This window comes from Seonamhaeicola marinus (assembly GCF_008085455.1).
This window is the reverse complement of sequence record NZ_VSDQ01000679.1, coordinates 1272898-1289287: the sequence shown is the minus strand read 5'-3', so window position 1 is coordinate 1289287 and position 16390 is coordinate 1272898. Positions and strand designations below refer to the sequence as shown.

Annotated in this window: 15 protein-coding genes and 1 tRNA gene; 2 read left to right on the top strand and 14 right to left on the bottom strand. The window is 33.6% G+C overall.

The window, feature by feature from the left end; all coding sequences use genetic code 11:
- The first annotated feature begins 173 nt into the window (after nt 1-173).
- Complete coding sequence (locus tag FUA24_RS16515) at nt 174-779, top strand: C2H2-type zinc finger protein (RefSeq protein ID WP_148544148.1); 606 nt, start codon at nt 174-176, stop codon at nt 777-779.
- On the opposite strand, the gene FUA24_RS16510 is transcribed toward FUA24_RS16515, so the two are convergent.
- From FUA24_RS16510 to FUA24_RS16490, 5 genes are all read right to left on the bottom strand, one after another.
- Nucleotides 776-1006: a hypothetical protein gene (locus FUA24_RS16510; RefSeq protein ID WP_148544147.1), complete on the bottom strand. Its 231-nt coding sequence runs from the start codon at nt 1004-1006 to the stop codon at nt 776-778. The two genes, FUA24_RS16515 and FUA24_RS16510, sit on opposite strands and share 4 nt — an antisense overlap.
- Entirely contained in the window at nt 1006-1284 is a 279-nt protein-coding gene (locus FUA24_RS16505) for a helix-turn-helix domain-containing protein (protein WP_222861363.1), read from the bottom strand. The genes FUA24_RS16510 and FUA24_RS16505 overlap by 1 nt, the downstream gene beginning before the upstream one ends.
- Nucleotides 1285-1448: 164 nt before the next feature.
- A tRNA-Met gene (locus tag FUA24_RS16500) sits at nt 1449-1521 on the bottom strand.
- 186 nt (nt 1522-1707) lie between these two features.
- Nucleotides 1708-2529, bottom strand: coding sequence for a Two component regulator three Y domain protein (locus FUA24_RS16495; RefSeq protein ID WP_148544146.1), 822 nt, complete (start codon nt 2527-2529; stop codon nt 1708-1710).
- Between the two features lie 97 nt (nt 2530-2626).
- Nucleotides 2627-4537 carry an ABC-F family ATP-binding cassette domain-containing protein gene (locus FUA24_RS16490; RefSeq protein ID WP_148544145.1) on the bottom strand — a complete coding sequence of 637 codons (1911 nt, stop codon included), beginning with the start codon at nt 4535-4537 and terminating at the stop codon, nt 2627-2629.
- 85 nt (nt 4538-4622) lie between these two features.
- Here FUA24_RS16490 and FUA24_RS16485 point away from each other — a divergent pair, with 85 nt between their 5' ends.
- The gene (locus FUA24_RS16485; protein ID WP_148544144.1) at nt 4623-5006 is read left to right on the top strand and encodes a DUF983 domain-containing protein; all 384 of its coding nucleotides are present in this window, start codon (nt 4623-4625) and stop codon (nt 5004-5006) included.
- A gap of 65 nt (nt 5007-5071) precedes the next feature.
- Here the strand turns inward: FUA24_RS16485 and FUA24_RS16480 are convergent, their stop codons facing one another.
- The 9 genes from FUA24_RS16480 to FUA24_RS16440 all read right to left on the bottom strand — a co-directional run bounded on the left by FUA24_RS16480 (nt 5072) and on the right by FUA24_RS16440 (nt 16388).
- Nucleotides 5072-6115 carry an NAD(P)/FAD-dependent oxidoreductase gene (locus FUA24_RS16480; RefSeq protein WP_148544143.1) on the bottom strand — a complete coding sequence of 348 codons (1044 nt, stop codon included), beginning with the start codon at nt 6113-6115 and terminating at the stop codon, nt 5072-5074.
- A 103-nt stretch (nt 6116-6218) separates the two neighbouring features.
- Entirely contained in the window at nt 6219-7109 is an 891-nt protein-coding gene (porN, locus tag FUA24_RS16475; RefSeq protein ID WP_148544142.1) for a type IX secretion system ring subunit PorN/GldN, read from the bottom strand.
- Between the two features lie 39 nt (nt 7110-7148).
- A complete protein-coding gene (gene porM / locus FUA24_RS16470; protein ID WP_148544141.1) occupies nt 7149-8705 on the bottom strand; it encodes a type IX secretion system motor protein PorM/GldM in 1557 nt (518 codons plus the stop codon).
- Nucleotides 8706-8753: 48 nt separating this feature from the next.
- Nucleotides 8754-9395 carry a type IX secretion system motor protein PorL/GldL gene (gene porL / locus FUA24_RS16465; RefSeq protein WP_148544140.1) on the bottom strand — a complete coding sequence of 214 codons (642 nt, stop codon included), beginning with the start codon at nt 9393-9395 and terminating at the stop codon, nt 8754-8756.
- 86 nt (nt 9396-9481) lie between these two features.
- Nucleotides 9482-10849, bottom strand: a complete 1368-nt coding sequence (gene porK / locus FUA24_RS16460; RefSeq protein ID WP_148544139.1) for a T9SS ring complex lipoprotein PorK/GldK — start codon at nt 10847-10849, stop codon at nt 9482-9484.
- Between the two features lie 164 nt (nt 10850-11013).
- Complete coding sequence (locus FUA24_RS16455) at nt 11014-12180, bottom strand: formimidoylglutamase (RefSeq protein WP_148544138.1); 1167 nt, start codon at nt 12178-12180, stop codon at nt 11014-11016.
- Between the two features lie 5 nt (nt 12181-12185).
- A complete protein-coding gene (topA, locus tag FUA24_RS16450; RefSeq protein WP_148544137.1) occupies nt 12186-14675 on the bottom strand; it encodes a type I DNA topoisomerase in 2490 nt (829 codons plus the stop codon).
- Between the two features lie 140 nt (nt 14676-14815).
- Nucleotides 14816-15598: a hypothetical protein gene (locus FUA24_RS16445; protein ID WP_148544136.1), complete on the bottom strand. Its 783-nt coding sequence runs from the start codon at nt 15596-15598 to the stop codon at nt 14816-14818.
- Between the two features lie 34 nt (nt 15599-15632).
- A complete protein-coding gene (locus FUA24_RS16440; RefSeq protein WP_148544135.1) occupies nt 15633-16388 on the bottom strand; it encodes a hypothetical protein in 756 nt (251 codons plus the stop codon).
- Between the last annotated feature and the right edge of the window lie 2 nt (nt 16389-16390).

Below are 16390 nucleotides of genomic sequence, written 5' to 3'. Positions count from 1 at the left end.
ATAATTATTCACTTCGGCTCAATGGGATTGCCTACGTTCTTAAGTTACCCACAGGGCAACGTTTGAAAAAAAATGAACCCAAGTTAAACCAGTTTTCACCAGATGAAACCACGAGGCTAAAAACACCCAATTTTGGCACAAAAGATGGGGTATGTTTAGCAAAGCATTAGATTATGAAACGATTAATAACAAGAGAATGGTTCGGCATTGTAGCTCTGACCATTATCCTCATTCCGCAAGTGGCACACACCGTTTATGTATTTCAGGCAAATAGTCAATATAGCGACCCTTGGTTCGCATGGTGCTATGCTATTGGTGTGGATCTCGCTATTCTGATATTTACCGTCAAAGGCTGGAAGAAGACCGCCCTCATCTATTTACTTGGCACCATAGCGCATAATCTCGTCTATCAATTCTATCCAGAAAGTCTCTATGGGGCGATACTCGTCGGCATCATGTTATCAGGTACGATATTCTCATTCAGTCATTTATTCTATGCCACGAAATCCGATAAGACAAAAGACCAGGGGAAATCCATTAGTGAGTTATTCGATTATCTGCAGGTGCAGAATATCGATTACGAGCTGAAGCCACATAACTGCCCTGAATGTAACAAGTCATTTACCAGTGCAAAACAGCTAAATGGTCACATCAGTGGTCATAAACAAACCGATTCTTGGCACGAAGAACAATACAATGATTGGGAAGCTGAAAATGCAAAGCGTGGATATCTGCTTGAGCAGATCCTCACGCGTAAAAATGGAGTAGAAATACATTAACGTTCTGGACTCATCCCTTTATCTTTGGAATGATTCGGCGCGGATTGACTATGCTCTTTGAAGCGTTCTTTCATCTCATGCAGATATTGATCCCTACCCGCTCGCATCGCTTCTAAGTAAGCATCGTCCGATTTTACATTGCTTAGCATATTAGCAATCTCTGGCTCATGCTGTTGTAGTAAGTAACCATCATTAAAACCTTTCTGATATGTTCTATCCTCCTCCACTATGAAGCGTTTTGTGCATTGCGTTCTAAATAATCGTACAGAGAATCACGATCATATAAGACCTTCTTGGCTGTCGGTTGAGAAAACCGTATCTCATCCTTATCCCGCAAGTTTTGTAATGTAGTTTTGCTGGTAATACGAAGTATGTCCATAGCTTCTTTAGGAGAGAGCCATTTATCCTGAACCACCTCTTTTTTCTCTTTGATGCGTTCCACCACTTTATCAACCAGTTGATAAAGTGCTTCGGATTCTAGACATATTACTTGCATCGTACTCATGGCTTATGAACTACAAAAGATATGCCAAAACACAAAAACGCTCTGATTTGCAGAAATAATGCACTATCTGAAAAGAATGGAGAAAAAATCAAAAACCCGTACCTATATCGTACCCATTGCATAAAAAAAGGGTTTCAATCTCTTGAAACCCTTGTCATTGCTAGTAGCGGGAACTGGACTCGAACCAGTGACCTTCGGGTTATGAGCCCGACGAGCTACCTACTGCTCTATCCCGCGATATTGGACTGCAAATATACAACCCTTTTTAGATTTAGCAACTATTATTTAGAAAAATATTTCAAACTATTCGTTGTTATCTTAAAATCAATAAATTATTAATTCACAAAAGTGAAATAATAAAAAAAGCAACTCACATGAGTTGCTTTTTTTTAACTAACAAAGTATACAAAACTTTACAAAAATTTATTCTTTTTCTATATCTAAAACGGCTGTTGCGTTTGTATTAATCGTCATTAATCCAGGAGGATTTTTACCAGAAACACTAATGTATTCTTGGTTTAAGTTATTATCACTTACCATAATGGTATTTAACTTAGTTAAGTTTACAATTTCTATTGGTAAACTACCTGTTAAGTTATTAGTAGATAATAATAATTCCTCTAAGTTTTTTAACTGGCCAATTCCTGAAGGAATCTCTCCTTCTAATTTGTTATCCATTAAACTTAACTTCTTTAAGTTTGATAATTCCGCTATATCAACTGGAATTGTTCCTGTTAAAAAGTTACTTCCAATTAAAAGCTCTTCAAGGTTTGTTAGCTCCATAAGCTCTAATGGAATATCACCTGTTAACTTGTTACTATATAACTTAAGAGATTGTAAGTTCTTTAACTGTCCTAATTCTGAAGGAATATCTCCTTCAAAAGAATTCATGAACAGTTCTAAGGATTTTAACTCAGTTAAGTTACTTAACTCAGTAGGTATTGTTCCAGAAATTTTATTGAAACCTAAGTTTAAAACTTTTAAACTAGTTAGACTTCCTATTTCTTTAGGTAATTCTCCTTGTAAATTATTAAATGGTAAGTTTATTTCAACAACTCTATTGTTTTCAATTTTAACACCGTTCCAAGTACTTATTTCAGCACTCAAATCCCAACTAGAGTTCCAATGATCTCCGTTTGTTGCGTTATAAAAAGCTACCAAAGCATCTTTATCTGATGAAGATACATTAGCAAATGAGGATATTGTTGTTAGTAAGCAAACTGCTAATAGCTTAATGGTTTTCATGTTAGAATAGATTTGGGATTAATTCTGATACGAAATTAGCCCATAAGAAGATTAAAAACCATTAATATCGACGAAATGCAAAAAACTTTAACAAATATCAATCGATGAACTGCTCAATTTCCAGCTGAATTTCCTCCCATTTTTCCATTTCTGCCTCCAAATCGGATTTCTTTTTATGATAGTCATCAAAGAAATTCGGTTTAGATGTTACTTCCTCATAATTAATTTCAAGCTCTAGATCTATAGCTTTTATTTCCTTCTCAAGAGTACTTATTCTAGCTTCAGTATTACTTAATTTATTGTTTAAGGACTTTAATTTTTTTTGTTCTTCGTAAGAGTGATTCTTTTTCTTTTTAGGTGCTTCCTTAATTACCGTACGTTTTTCAACCTCACGTAAGTTTTCAACTTTCCTTTGCTCTAAATAGTAATCTATATCCCCTAAATACTCTTTAATTCTATAATCTTTAAACTCATAAACCTTATTGGTTAGACCTTGCAGAAAATCTCTATCATGAGAAACCAAAAGCAAAGTACCTTCATAGCGCTTTAAGGCTTCTTTCAAAACATTTTTAGATTTAATATCAAGATGGTTTGTGGGCTCATCCATTATTAAGACATTAAAGGGCTGTAGCATCAATTTGGCTAATGCTAAACGGTTACGCTCACCTCCAGAAAGTACACGTACATATTTTTCAACCTCATCACCTCTAAATAAAAACGATCCTAAGATATCTCTAACCTTACTTCTATTGGTTTCATTGGCAGCATCAATCATAGTATCTAGAACTGTCTTGTTGCCATCTAAGTATTCCGCTTGATTCTGTGCAAAATAACCTAGTTGTACGTTGTGTCCTAGTTTTAAACTGCCATCATACTTAATGTCGCCAACTATTATCTTAGCTAAAGTAGATTTTCCTTGTCCGTTTTGACCAACAAAAGCTGTTTTACTATCGCGCTCAACCAGTAAATCGATATTTTTAAGAACTTGTTTTTCTCCATAGTTCTTTGTGATATCCTCAGCTTCAACCACCACTTTTCCAGGTGTAATAGACACCGGGAAATTTAGTGTCATTACACTGTTATCATCTTCATCAACCTCAATTCTATCAATTTTATCAAGCTTTTTAATAAGAGACTGCGCCATGGAAGCTTTTGAGGCCTTAGCCCTAAACTTTTCAATTAACTTCTCTGTTTGTTCAATTTGCTTTTGCTGGTTCTTTTGTGAAGCCAATTGCTGTTCTCTTAACTCTTCCCTTAAAACTAAATATTTTGAATAAGGCTTTGGATAATCATAAATTCGACCTAAGGATATCTCTATGGTTCTATTCGTTACATTATCTAAAAACATTTTATCATGAGATACGATAACCACAGCTCCTGAATACCCTTTTAAAAAGCCTTCTAACCAAATAATAGACTCGATATCTAAATGGTTTGTTGGCTCATCGAGTAGTAAAATATCGTTATTTTGAAGCAGAAGTTTAGCTAATTCAATTCGCATACGCCAACCTCCAGAAAACGTATCGGTAAGCTTATTAAAATCTTCTCTTTTAAAACCTAGACCCTGAAGATTTTTTTCGGTATCTCCTTGATAGTTATACCCGCCTAATATTTCATATTGATGTTGTAAATCATTAATATCAATCATTAATTGATTATAGGCTTCACTTTCATAATCTGTTCTTTCAGCTAATTGGTTATTAATATTTTCCATCTTAGCTTCTAATGCTTTTATTTCGGTAAAAGCTTCGTATGCCTCTTCTAAGACAGTTCTTCCAAATACAAAATCTATATCCTGTCTTAAAAAACCAATTTTCAAAGCTTTATCTGTGGCAATCTGCCCCGAATCGGGTTCTAAATCCTTAGATAAGATTTTAAGCATAGTAGACTTACCTGCTCCATTTTTACCAATAAGACCTACTCTGTCTCCATTACCTAGCTTAAACGTAATATCCTCAAAGAGGTATTCTCCCTGAAACGAAATTGATAAATTATGAATATTTAACATAGTAATGTGACTTTAGTTACAGTAATAAATAGTTTTAAGCAGTATCTTTGCTCTCTAAAACGCGAACAAAAATACACTAAAATAAATGTTTACAAAAGGAAGCAAATTATATAGTATTCTAACTGGTAGCTGTCCAAAATGCCATCAAGAATCTATGTACAGTAATAAAAATGCCTATAATATCTCTGAAACCTTAAAATTAAATGAACGTTGTTCACATTGTCATACGAAATATCAAATAGAACCTTCTTTTTTCTATGGCGCCATGTATGTTAGCTATGCTGTTGGTATTGCATTTGCCGTTGCTGCTTTTGTAATTAGTAATTTGATTTTAGGAGCAAACTTAAAAGTTACCTTTATTTCTATTGTAGGTACTCTTGTTGTGTTTATGCCCATAATAATGAGGCTTTCAAGAAATATTTGGATTAACTTTTTTATGCACTACGATAAAGATTTGGCAAAAAAGTAATTAGAACGACCGTTCTTTTTTGTTAAAGCTATCTACATATCACTTGACCTGATAACGCAATGTTATTAAGTTTCAAAGCGTTTTATATCTATTTCGTTCTCTAGAGGTGTATCGTTTTCTATGAAATTATACAGTTGTTTGGCTACATAAGGACCAATCATAACTCCTCTTGTTCCTAACCCATTTAAAACATAAACGCCTTTATATTTAGAATGTCCTCCTACAAGAGGCCTTCTATCTTTAACAGTAGGTCGTATTCCTGCTACTTGGTTTACTATGTCAAATTCACATTTAACAAGCTTCTTAAGCTTTTCTAAAAGCTCTTCTTTCGCTTTAATAGATGTATTATTTGTTAAATCTTTCCACTCATAGGTTGCTCCAACAATATACCTGTCTTCTCCAAGTGGTATTAAAAATGCGGCCGATTTTAAAACAAAATCAATCTTTAACTTGGGGGCATGAATTATGAGTAATTCTCCTTTTGCTGGCACTAGAGGCAATTCTTTAAAAAAAGGATTCTTTGTTATTCCAAAACCTTCTGCGAATACAATATGCTTAGCAGTAATAGTACCATAACTCACACTCTGGGTTTCAGTCTTAAGTTTACTATAATCAAAAACTTCTTCATACAAGATCGCTTCTTTATCCAAATTGCGCTTGTACTCCTTGACCAATGTCTTAACATCTATTCTGCCCGTTTCTAAAACCTCTCCAAAACCAAAAGGAGCTTCAATACTTTTATTGGTGTTCTTTATAATTTTATCGGAAAGGTAACTGGATAAGGCGGGTTTATCTGATGCTGTAAACCAATTATTTTGCTCTTCGGTAGATGCAAATTTTCTGTAAACGGGAATTTTATAATCTAAAGTTACATTCAGCTTTTTCTCTAAACTGCTATACATTGGAAGTGCTAACTCTAGTTGTGCTTTATTTTTCCAGACACTCGTAAATCTTTTTAGGACAACAGGATTGTATAAACCTCCTGCTACTACAGATGATTTCTGCGAAGCATCGTCAAAAACTACAAAACTTTTATTATTAGTTTTTAGTTCTTCACAGAAACTAATTCCTGCTAAACCAATACCAACAACTATATAATCTACTTGCATTTGGCGAAGATAAAAAAAGCTAATGTATTCTCTCTTTAGATCTATTTATAGACAAAAAAAATGCCCGTTTACACGGGCATTTTAAATTTTATGATTAGTAGAATTAGTATGTCCACATATCTAATTCAAAATCTCTAATCTTATCTTTAACTCTTTCAGATTCTAATAACTGCATTAACGAGTTATCTGAAATGTACTCGCTAATTGCTCTATCTCCTTGTACATTTTCTTCTTTGTAAATGTAACCATGGAAACGTCTTGAATTTAATACATGGTCAAAAGAATATGGTATAGAACTGTTTTCACTATTAAACGACTTTGCTTCATGTAGTACCTCTCTAGCATCCGGGAAGAACACCCAAAATAATGGCACTAAATCTGGCTGATCTGAATCAATAAAATTCACATCCGGAGCTACTGGCGCAATACCAAGCAACCTATACTTCATTTCAGCCTGTCGTTTATCAAAATACCATAAACCTTTAACTCTGTACTCTACAATATCGGCAGCTCCAATTTCTCTAATATCAACATATTCTGGAGATAACTGTTCACCTGCGTTTAATTGCTCAAAACCTGCATCTAAAGTATCAACTTTCTTTAAAGCATCAGCAATATCTTTTAAAGTACGTTTTGAAGAAAAGTAAGAATCATCATAGATGTTTTTTATTTTTCCGTTTTTAATATTCCTCATTAGAACATCATATAAACAACGTCTGTCTTTCCCAATATTGTTAGTATCAATTGGGTAATACAGTGGGAAATTAGAACGCTCATCTAGCACAACACGTTCCCAAGTCATTTTAGCAAATAGAACATCTCTGTCGTCAACATAACCATATTCTAAAGGTTTATCGTTATCTACAGCCTTTTGCTCTTCTGTTCTTACCCCAATTTCATCAGGACTTTTTGCGTTTAAAATATTTGCTTGAGCAAACATTGTAGTAGCAGTACAAACAGTTGCTACGGTTAATAAAAAACTTCTTAAATTCATTTTCTTTTCTTTTTATTTATTAGGGTTTACCCTTAAATTCTAGTTTGTAAGCTCAATAAATACTGGTGATACTTTCTTAAGTCTCACACTAACTCCACTGGCTTTTGCTTCAATATCGAATATTTGAACTCCAGAACCTCTTTTTGCTTTACGTAAAGCTGCTTTAGCTCTACTATTAAGCTTGCTTCCGCTTACAGTAATAGTTGGCTGTCCTGGAACTTTAAATTTAAATCCTGTAACTCTTAATGGTAATTCGAAATCGAAATCATCAAACTTAGCTCCAATAGTAGAAATCTCTAAAGAGTTTTTAGCCATTTTTAATGAACCGTCTTCTCCTCTTACCGTACCAGTTGGTTTTGGTAAATCTTTAATTCTAAAAGTAGCATTATCTGACACTCTTTGTCCATCTGGCAAAGTACCAGTAACATTAATAGTAACTTCTCTACCTTTAATTCCAGTAGCGTTCATAATGTATTTACTACCTGACAATCTAGATAAACCAGGAGCACTTGCATTTACTTTGTTTCCAGAAACACCAGCAAAAGAAATAGTCATTGGGTTTTTAACACCTCTATAAACTACGTTCATTTTATCTGCAGAAATAGTTGCTGCATTTGGCTTTGGAACTGTAGCAAATTTTTGGTTTACTTCAACAGCAGTTTCTTCACCATCTTCTAAGAAAATTAAATTCCCTTTGATTACATGTTCTCCTGCTGCTCCAGCATTAACATTTAATTTCACCTTTCCATTTTCAATAGTGTACTGTTTTTCAGTTAAAGGTCTTCCATCTAAAGTTAATTCAACTCTTGCAGGTTTTGTCGAAGCATCCTTTCTCCCCAAAACAATTTCTCCATCAAATTTCTCACCATTAAAGTAAGCCGCTTTTGATGTTTCCATTAAGGTAGTATACTTGGTCATTGAAACCTCATCAGATAAAGTATTTCCAAGCATCGCTGATAGCACTTGAGACTCAGTAGTCTTAATATCAGCTTGCATTTGCGTCATTTTAGTTAAGGAAGCAACTAAAGGAAAACCTTTGTAGTTACGATCTAACCATGACTGATTTCCAACACCATCCGTATTTTCAGTACTAAAGTTCTTTTGTACGTCTTTGACGATAGTTTCCATTCCCTTTTCTCCTTGAAGAACTTCGGTAACGCCATCCCTAAATTTAGCTATCTCTGCTAAAAATCTCTGACCTTCTTCTTTAATCTTATCTCCTTTAAAGAAGTTTTGATCTAAATAATCGCCTTTATCCATAACTTCATAATCTGTTGCATTATCAACAGTAGAAATCATTTTTCCTTTCAAATCCTCCAAATAAGAATTAAAATTCTTAGCTAAATCGTCGATTTGATGTGCCTTAGCTTTTAAATGTTCGTATTTTTCAGGTTGATCTGAAGCTTTTTGATCTAAGCTTGCTACGAAAGCCTCATTACGAGATGTAGCTGCTTCATTAGCTTGAGTCAACTTTTCGTTCATGATTCCGAAGGCCGAAAGCACTTCTTTAGACATATTTAATGCTAACATCGCAATGAAGATTAAATACATCAGATTAATCATCTTCTGTCTTGGTGATAAATTATTTCCTGCCATTTCTAATTAAGGTTTAGGTTATTAAATTTAATTTGGGACCTTCCCTAATTAGTCTTTGTTCATTGCAGATAACATTCCACCATATACACCGTTTAAAGAAGATAAGTTAGACGCTAATGATTGCATTTGCTCTTTTAACTTAGCTGCATTTTCAACAGACTCTTCGTTAATAGTTGTTTGTTTATTAATACTATCTAATTGTACTTTGTATAAGCTATTTAAAGATTCCATTTGAGCTGCTGCTAAAGATAACTCTTCACCATACTTCTTAGTTGCTTCAATTGAATCTACTGTAGATGACATATTTTTAGCTGCACCTTCAAAATTCTTGATGCTTTCTCCTAAACTAGAGATTAACTCTCCATCTATTTTAGCTTCTTTTAATAAGTTATCTAATTTCTTAGATAATAAGCCTTGTGGATTTTCATCTGCAGCAGATTTTTCTTTTTTAGCTCCTCCAGCCAATTCTGGGTATACTAAAGACCAATCTAAATCGTTTTCTACTGGTTCAAACGCTGAAATAGCAAATATAACTGCTTCTGTTACAAGACCTATTGTTAACATAACATTACCTGTTAACGGGCCAATTTCAAAGTGTATGATTTTAAATAATGCTCCAATGATTACGATTGACGCTCCTAATCCGTAAGCTAAATTCATAAATCTTTTACTAGTTTTTGACTGTGCCATAATTTCTCGGTTTTTAAAAATTAAGTAGGTATTACTTAAGTAGGTTAATTATTAATGTATTTAAATTTGATTTGATTAAAGTTTTCTTATTTGATTCCACCGCCAGTAGTTTTAGTTCCCATGTAATCTTGTACAGTTCTAAAACCAATATAGCTTCGTGCAGAATCTGCGTATTCGTAATCTCTTGAACTTACTTGTAAGAAGTAAGCAACATCTTTCCAAGATCCACCTCTAATTACCTTACGTGTATTGTTATCATCATTAACACTTGGGTTAATAGTTGATGTATACTCATAAGATGATGGATCATAAGAAGCATTTACCCATTCGGCAACATTACCTGCCATATTATATAGGTTATAATCGTTAGGCTCGTAAGACTTAGCCTCTACTGTATATAAAGCTTGGTCTGCAGCATAATCTCCTCTTACAGGCTTAAAGTTTGCCATAAAACATCCTCTATCACTCTTGGTATAAGGACCTCCCCAAGGGTACGTTGCTGCTTGAAGACCTCCTCTAGCTGCATATTCCCATTCAGCTTCTGAAGGTAATCTGAATCTATTTACCATAGAAGCTCCTTTTTTAGACTTCTGGTAAGAATTCTTGTTTATTGTTCTCCACTCACAAAATGCTTTAGCTTGTTTCCAAGTTACACCAACAACTGGATAATCACTATAGGCATCATGCCAAAAGTAATCATTATGCATTGGCTCATTATATGAGTAAGCAAAATCTCTAATCCATACGGTTGTATCTGGATAGATTTCTACTTCTTCTTTTCTAATTACATCTTTACGAGCTACGCCTCTATTTTTTGCAGCTTCTTTAATATCCATGTAGTTGTACTGGAATTTAAATTTCTTTACATCCCATGTACGTTGTCCATTATAAGACTCTTCAATTGGTAAATACATAGTATCCATTACCTCAGCATAATATTCATCCATATATTCTGAAGTGTCATATATTAAATCTATGTCTTTGTTTATTTTTCTACCCTCGTAGCCTGTAGGTCCAAGGCCAGTGTAGTTTTCAAACATATATTTTTCATAGACCGTCATATCGGTTGTATCTGCATCTTTAAACGCAAACTCCCCAATAGTACCTTCATCTTCTTGAGTTAAACCAACCTCATCTGCTAAAACGGCTAACTTCATTCTAACAATAGAGTCCCTAACCCAATGAACAAATTGACGGTATTCACTATTTGTGATTTCGGTTTCATCCATATAAAAGGCTCTAACAGTAACCGTTTTTGCTGGAGCATCATTAACTCCTGCTAAATCGTCATCTGCTTTACCCATAATAAATGCACCTCCAGGGATAAGTTCCATCCCATAAGGTTTTTCAGGGTGCCATTTTTTACCTTGTACACCCACTAGTTCTCCTCTATCTTTAGAGCCACAACTAGCTAGTATTGTCATTACTGCGGTTAATAATAAAAACTTCTTCATATTTATAGTAAACTCGAGGTTAATTAATTTAAGCTTTAAAATTTTGAGGTGTAAACATATTTATATAATTTCTAAAAAACAACTTTTTATAGAAAAAAAATACATTTCGTCGTGAAAAGTATGCGTTTCAACGATAAAACAAACACCTTTATCCCATTTCCTATTTAAACACAATTCTTCCTAAATGCCTTATACCAGCGCTCTGGAACCTTATTATTACAGGCATCTAGGTAATCTTCATGCATGCAAGGTAATAACGTATGTCTTTTTAATTTATTATTTACTTCTGATAAAAAAGGAATCTCAATCCACCATCTTCCAGTCATATTACTCTTGTAAAAGATAAGCTCCTCATCTTCTACCAATGCAATGAATTTTTGATAGTTATTATCATTAGAAAAATCGTCATCATTTACCCTGTAATTAACGCCTTCAATAAAATACCATATCATTTGCGAAACTAACATTGCGGTTATTTCATCATCTTTTGATGGTTTATATTCATAAATCCCAAAAGAAGATACTTTATTACTAATACCCGCATATCTTGAGATGGCACAAATTTCTTTTCCATCTAAACCATTTGGAGAAAATTTCTGTTTTAAACTAACTTCTGAACTTCTTATGGAAGTTAAATCTACACTTACAATATTTGCATCTCTTAAAACAGGTTCTACAATAGATATGTTATGTGAAACCTCTCCAAGCCTGTAAGACTCAAAATAAAGCTGATTCATTAGGTCTATTTCTTCCTGAGAATTAAAATATGTCTGATATCCTATTGTTGCGTAATTGAAAAGATTATACGGTTGGTCTAAAATAATCTTACCAACAAAGCTATTATTCTTTATTGGTTTTGCAGAATCTCCTAAATCAAACTTACTATCTATATTAACGACATTAACCATAGGTATTAAGTTATCATAAGCCCTATAGTTTGCATAAGTTAAATCTTGAGTACCTCCTAAAATTACAGGAATGATATTCTTTTTAACTAATATATTGATAGCTGTTTTTAGGGCGAAGTAAGTATCCTCAACACTTTCGCCTTTGTCTATATCTCCTAAATCGGCAATAGTGAGATTCCAAGTTCCTGGAAAAAGGCTGTAAAACGATTTTCTTATTTCGTCTAACTTAAATTCCTCTCCTATATAGTTAACATCGTTTCTATTTTCAAGAACTCCAATAATGGCAATGTTAACATCTTCTAAATCTGGAATGCCGTTTTGTTCTGAATGAATTTTAATTTTTCTTCCTAAGGCTTGTGTTGATAGCAGCTCGTTATGAGCTAAAACTAAATCTGAAACTGGAGAGAGAAAATTAAAATTCATTTAGATTATTTCTTTTTTGTAGCGGCTTTTTTTCTGGTAGTTTTTTTCTTTGGTGCGTTGGCTTCTATTATGGCTTTTGCCTCTTCTAGTGTCATCTCAGAAACATCAACTGTTTTAGCTAATTCTACTTTAACTTTACCTTGAATTACATTATGTCTTCCCCAACGTGCTTTTTCAACTCTAACACCTTCTTCTTCCCAATTATGAATAACTTTTTCTATTTCTTTTTGAATTTTAGTTTCAATTAATTCAACTATATCTTCATCAGAAAGGTTATCCCAATCGTATTTCTTATTTACATTAATAAACATATTGTTCCATTTAATAAATGGACCAAAACGTCCTTTACCTTTTTGTACTGGTAAATCTTTGTAAACATATATAGGCGCATCTGCTTTTTGTTTTTCTTTAATTAAAACAATAGCATCGTCTAAATCTACACTTAGAGCATCAACACCTTTTGGTAAAGAAACAAACTGTTTCCCAAATTTAACATATGGTCCAAACCGTCCGTTGTTTACCTGAATTTCTTCACCTTCATACTCTCCTAAACTTTTTGGAAGTTGGAATAAATCCATTGCTTCTTCAAAAGTAATTGTTGTTAATTGTTGGTCCGGCCCTAAACTGGCAAATTGAGGCTTTTCTTCCTCTTCCGCAGTTCCAATTTGCACCATTGGTCCAAATCTTCCTAAACGCACACTTACTTGTCTTCCTGTTTTAGGATCTGTTCCTAAGATACGCTCTCCAGATTCTCTTTCGGCGTTTTCTTTTACATCTTCTACTTTTGGGTGAAAATCTTTCCAGAATGATTTCATCATTTTAGTCCAATCTTCCTCTCCATCTGCAATACTATCAAAGTCTTCTTCAACCTTAGCCGTGAAGTTATAATCTAAAATTTGATCAAAATGATTCACCAAAAAATCAGTTACAATCATTCCAATATCAGTGGGCACTAATTTACCTTTATCTGAACCTACTTTTTCAGTTAAGGTCTTATCTTCAACCTTTCCATTTTCTAAAGTAAGCTGACTATATTTTCTTTCTACACCTTCAACACTACCTTTTTCTACATAATTTCTATTCTGAATGGTTGAAATGGTAGGCGCATAAGTAGACGGACGACCAATACCTAATTCTTCTAACTTCTTAACCAAAGAAGCCTCTGTAAATCTAGATGGTGGACGTGTGTAACGCTCTGTTGCAGTAATAAAGTTATTAAGTAATACTTCATTCACTTTCATAGCAGGCAGCATACCTTCTTGTTCTGCATGCTCATCATCTGTTCCTTCTAGATAAACTTTTAAAAAGCCATCAAAAGTAATTACCTCTCCATTGGCTGTAAAAGTTTCATTATGTGTTGATGCTTCTATTTTAACATTGGTACGTTCTAATTGCGCATCACTCATTTGAGATGCTATGGCGCGTTTCCAGATTAATTCATATAGGCGCGCTTGATCTCTTTCTATTTCAACAGAATGTCTTGAGAAATCTGTAGGTCTTATAGCTTCGTGAGCTTCTTGTGCTCCTTTAGATTTTCCGGTGTAGTTTCTTGGGTTACTGTAGTTATTGCCATAAGCTTTTTCAATTTCTGCTTGAGCTCCTTGGCGTGCTTCGTCAGATAGGTTAACACTATCTGTTCTCATATAAGTAATTAAACCTGCTTCATAAAGGCGTTGTGCCATAGTCATGGTTTTACTTACCGAAAAATATAGTTTACGTGCAGCTTCTTGTTGTAATGTTGATGTTGTAAACGGTGCTGCTGGCGATTTTTTAGCAGGTTTCTTTTGTAAATCTGCTACTTTAAAATCTGCTCTAGCATTCTTTTCTAAAAAGGTTTGCGCATCTTCTTTTGTTGAAAAATTCTTAGGCAACTTAGCTTTAAAAGCTTGCCCGTTTTCATTAGCAAACTCTGCTACAATTCTATAGGAAGCAACAGGTTTAAAATCTGTTATTTCTCTTTCTTTCTCAACAATTAATCTAACAGAAACCGATTGTACTCTTCCGGCAGATAAGCCTCCTTTTACTTTTCTCCAAAGCACAGGAGATAACTCATAACCAACAATTCTATCTAAAACCCTACGTGCTTGTTGGGCATCTACTAAATCATAATCTATACCACGCGGATTTTCTATTGCTTTTTGAATAGCCGCTTTGGTAATTTCATGAAAAACAATACGTTTTGTTTTTTCTTTATCAAGTTTTAATGCTTCGGCTAAATGCCACGCAATAGCTTCTCCCTCGCGGTCTTCATCACTTGCCAACCAAACCATTTCGGCCTTTTTTGCAAGATCTTTAAGTTTTTTAACTACTGCTTTTTTATCTTTTGAAACTTCGTATTTGGGTTTAAAATCACCATCTACATCTACACCTAATTCTTTTGATGGAAGGTCTGATATATGTCCAAAGCTGGACTCTACTTTAAAATCCTTTCCTAAAAATTTCTCTATAGTTTTTGCCTTAGCTGGTGACTCAACAATCACTAAATTCTTCGCCATACTTCCTATTTTGGAGCTACAAATGTATATGAAAAAAAGTTTATCTGCTGCATTTTGCAGATTAACTGTATAATAATTTTAAAAAAAATCCTGTTTTTAATTAATTAAAAACAGGATTTTAATGCTTTTATTGAAATATCCTACTCTTCTATTAATCCTATTTGGTCTATAACATTAGTATCGTCAAAACCAATAACGTGTTTGTAAATTAAATAGATAGGATGATACATAAAAGGCGCTAAAAATAGCCCTCCTATACCACAGGTAACAAACGTTAATATTACACTTAACAGATAAGTTACGACTAATAATCCAAAAGTGATTAACCACTTTTTATTACCTAGTTTAAAACTAACACTTACTAATTGACCAACGCTTAACTCTGGGTTAAATGCAAATATCATTAAAAAGAAAGACATGGGTACCATTACATATATTAAAGGAATGTAACATAAAAGAGCAGAAGGTATTGCAATTAAGATAATTACAACCATCAGCACCAATAGCTTACCCAGATACTTCCCTTTTACAAAATAGAAGAATTCTTTTGTAGTCACCTCTTCATTATGATCTAACTTTTTCATTATCCTATAAAAGCCCGCATTTAAAGCATAAGAAACAGAACCTAAAACTATAGCGCCAACAAAAACAAATAAGATATACAACAAGGACATTCCTGCTAAGAAATTCTCCATAGCATCGTTATCAACATAACCGCCTTCTTGTTGAGCTATTACCGCACCAATAAAAGGAATAAAGTAAACAATTATTAAAGGCAACATTACGAGTATTGAAAAAATCTGTAGCAATAATCCATGCAACCAAGTTTTTTTGAATAGCTCTATGGATTCATTAAAAATAGTTCCAAAATCTAAATCCCTAGCCTTGTTAATTTTATCTGTTAAAGCACTTACAATATCCATTATATTTTTCTGATTAGTTAGTTATTATTATCGATTATTCAAGACCAATTAAATCAATTTCCGAAGTATTATCAAAACCTATCACCTGTTTATAAATCAAAAACACTGGCAAATACGCAATACTAATGGTAAACAAAATGCCAATAAAGCAACCTATGATACCTAAAAACCCTAAAATGAAACACACTAAAATGGTCCCAAAAGCAATAAACCACTTTTTATTTCCCAGGGCAAAACTCAGTTTAACTATCTCCATTTCTTTAAGGTCTGGATGATTGGAAAAGAATATAGCGAAGAAAGATAATGGCACCATAACATAAATATAAGGAAGCAGTAAAAGCATTTGCGCCACAGTAGATATGGCTGTATAGATAATACCCAGCATTAAAGCTTTAGAAAAATACCCATTCTTGAAATAATAAAAGTAATCATCATCCGATTTTTCTCCTTGAACTGTTTGTTTGCAAATTCTGTAAAAAGCTGCTAATAATGCAATAGTAATTGAACTCAACGCTATATTTTGAGGAATACTATAAATAGCGTTCTGACTGTAGTAACTCGCAAAACTCTCTATGTCTATTCCATTCATAAAAACATAAGGGTCTGGCGCCAATCCAATTGCTTGAAAAACCAAACTTAGACCAAATGCCATACCTGCTATTATTAAAACTACCAAAAAACCTTTTAGCCAAACAACTTTAAACAACTCTATTGCATCACTTATAATATCACCAAAATCTAACTTGGGTGCATTGTCTATTTTTTTGTTTAAAGCATCTAAAGAATTCATTG

Coding starts and splice junctions, on each gene's coding strand:
- FUA24_RS16515 (WP_148544148.1), top strand. CDS start 174: ATGAAACGATTAATAACAAGAGAATGGTTCGGCATTGTAGCTCTGACC.
- FUA24_RS16505 (WP_222861363.1), bottom strand. CDS start 1,284: ATGAGTACGATGCAAGTAATATGTCTAGAATCCGAAGCACTTTATCAA.
- FUA24_RS16495 (WP_148544146.1), bottom strand. CDS start 2,529: ATGAAAACCATTAAGCTATTAGCAGTTTGCTTACTAACAACAATATCC.
- FUA24_RS16490 (WP_148544145.1), bottom strand. CDS start 4,537: ATGTTAAATATTCATAATTTATCAATTTCGTTTCAGGGAGAATACCTC.
- FUA24_RS16485 (WP_148544144.1), top strand. CDS start 4,623: ATGTTTACAAAAGGAAGCAAATTATATAGTATTCTAACTGGTAGCTGT.
- FUA24_RS16480 (WP_148544143.1), bottom strand. CDS start 6,115: ATGCAAGTAGATTATATAGTTGTTGGTATTGGTTTAGCAGGAATTAGT.
- porN (WP_148544142.1), bottom strand. CDS start 7,109: ATGAATTTAAGAAGTTTTTTATTAACCGTAGCAACTGTTTGTACTGCT.
- porM (WP_148544141.1), bottom strand. CDS start 8,705: ATGGCAGGAAATAATTTATCACCAAGACAGAAGATGATTAATCTGATG.
- porL (WP_148544140.1), bottom strand. CDS start 9,395: ATGGCACAGTCAAAAACTAGTAAAAGATTTATGAATTTAGCTTACGGA.
- porK (WP_148544139.1), bottom strand. CDS start 10,849: ATGAAGAAGTTTTTATTATTAACCGCAGTAATGACAATACTAGCTAGT.
- FUA24_RS16455 (WP_148544138.1), bottom strand. CDS start 12,180: ATGAATTTTAATTTTCTCTCTCCAGTTTCAGATTTAGTTTTAGCTCAT.
- topA (WP_148544137.1), bottom strand. CDS start 14,675: ATGGCGAAGAATTTAGTGATTGTTGAGTCACCAGCTAAGGCAAAAACT.
- FUA24_RS16445 (WP_148544136.1), bottom strand. CDS start 15,598: ATGGATATTGTAAGTGCTTTAACAGATAAAATTAACAAGGCTAGGGAT.
- FUA24_RS16440 (WP_148544135.1), bottom strand. CDS start 16,388: ATGAATTCTTTAGATGCTTTAAACAAAAAAATAGACAATGCACCCAAG.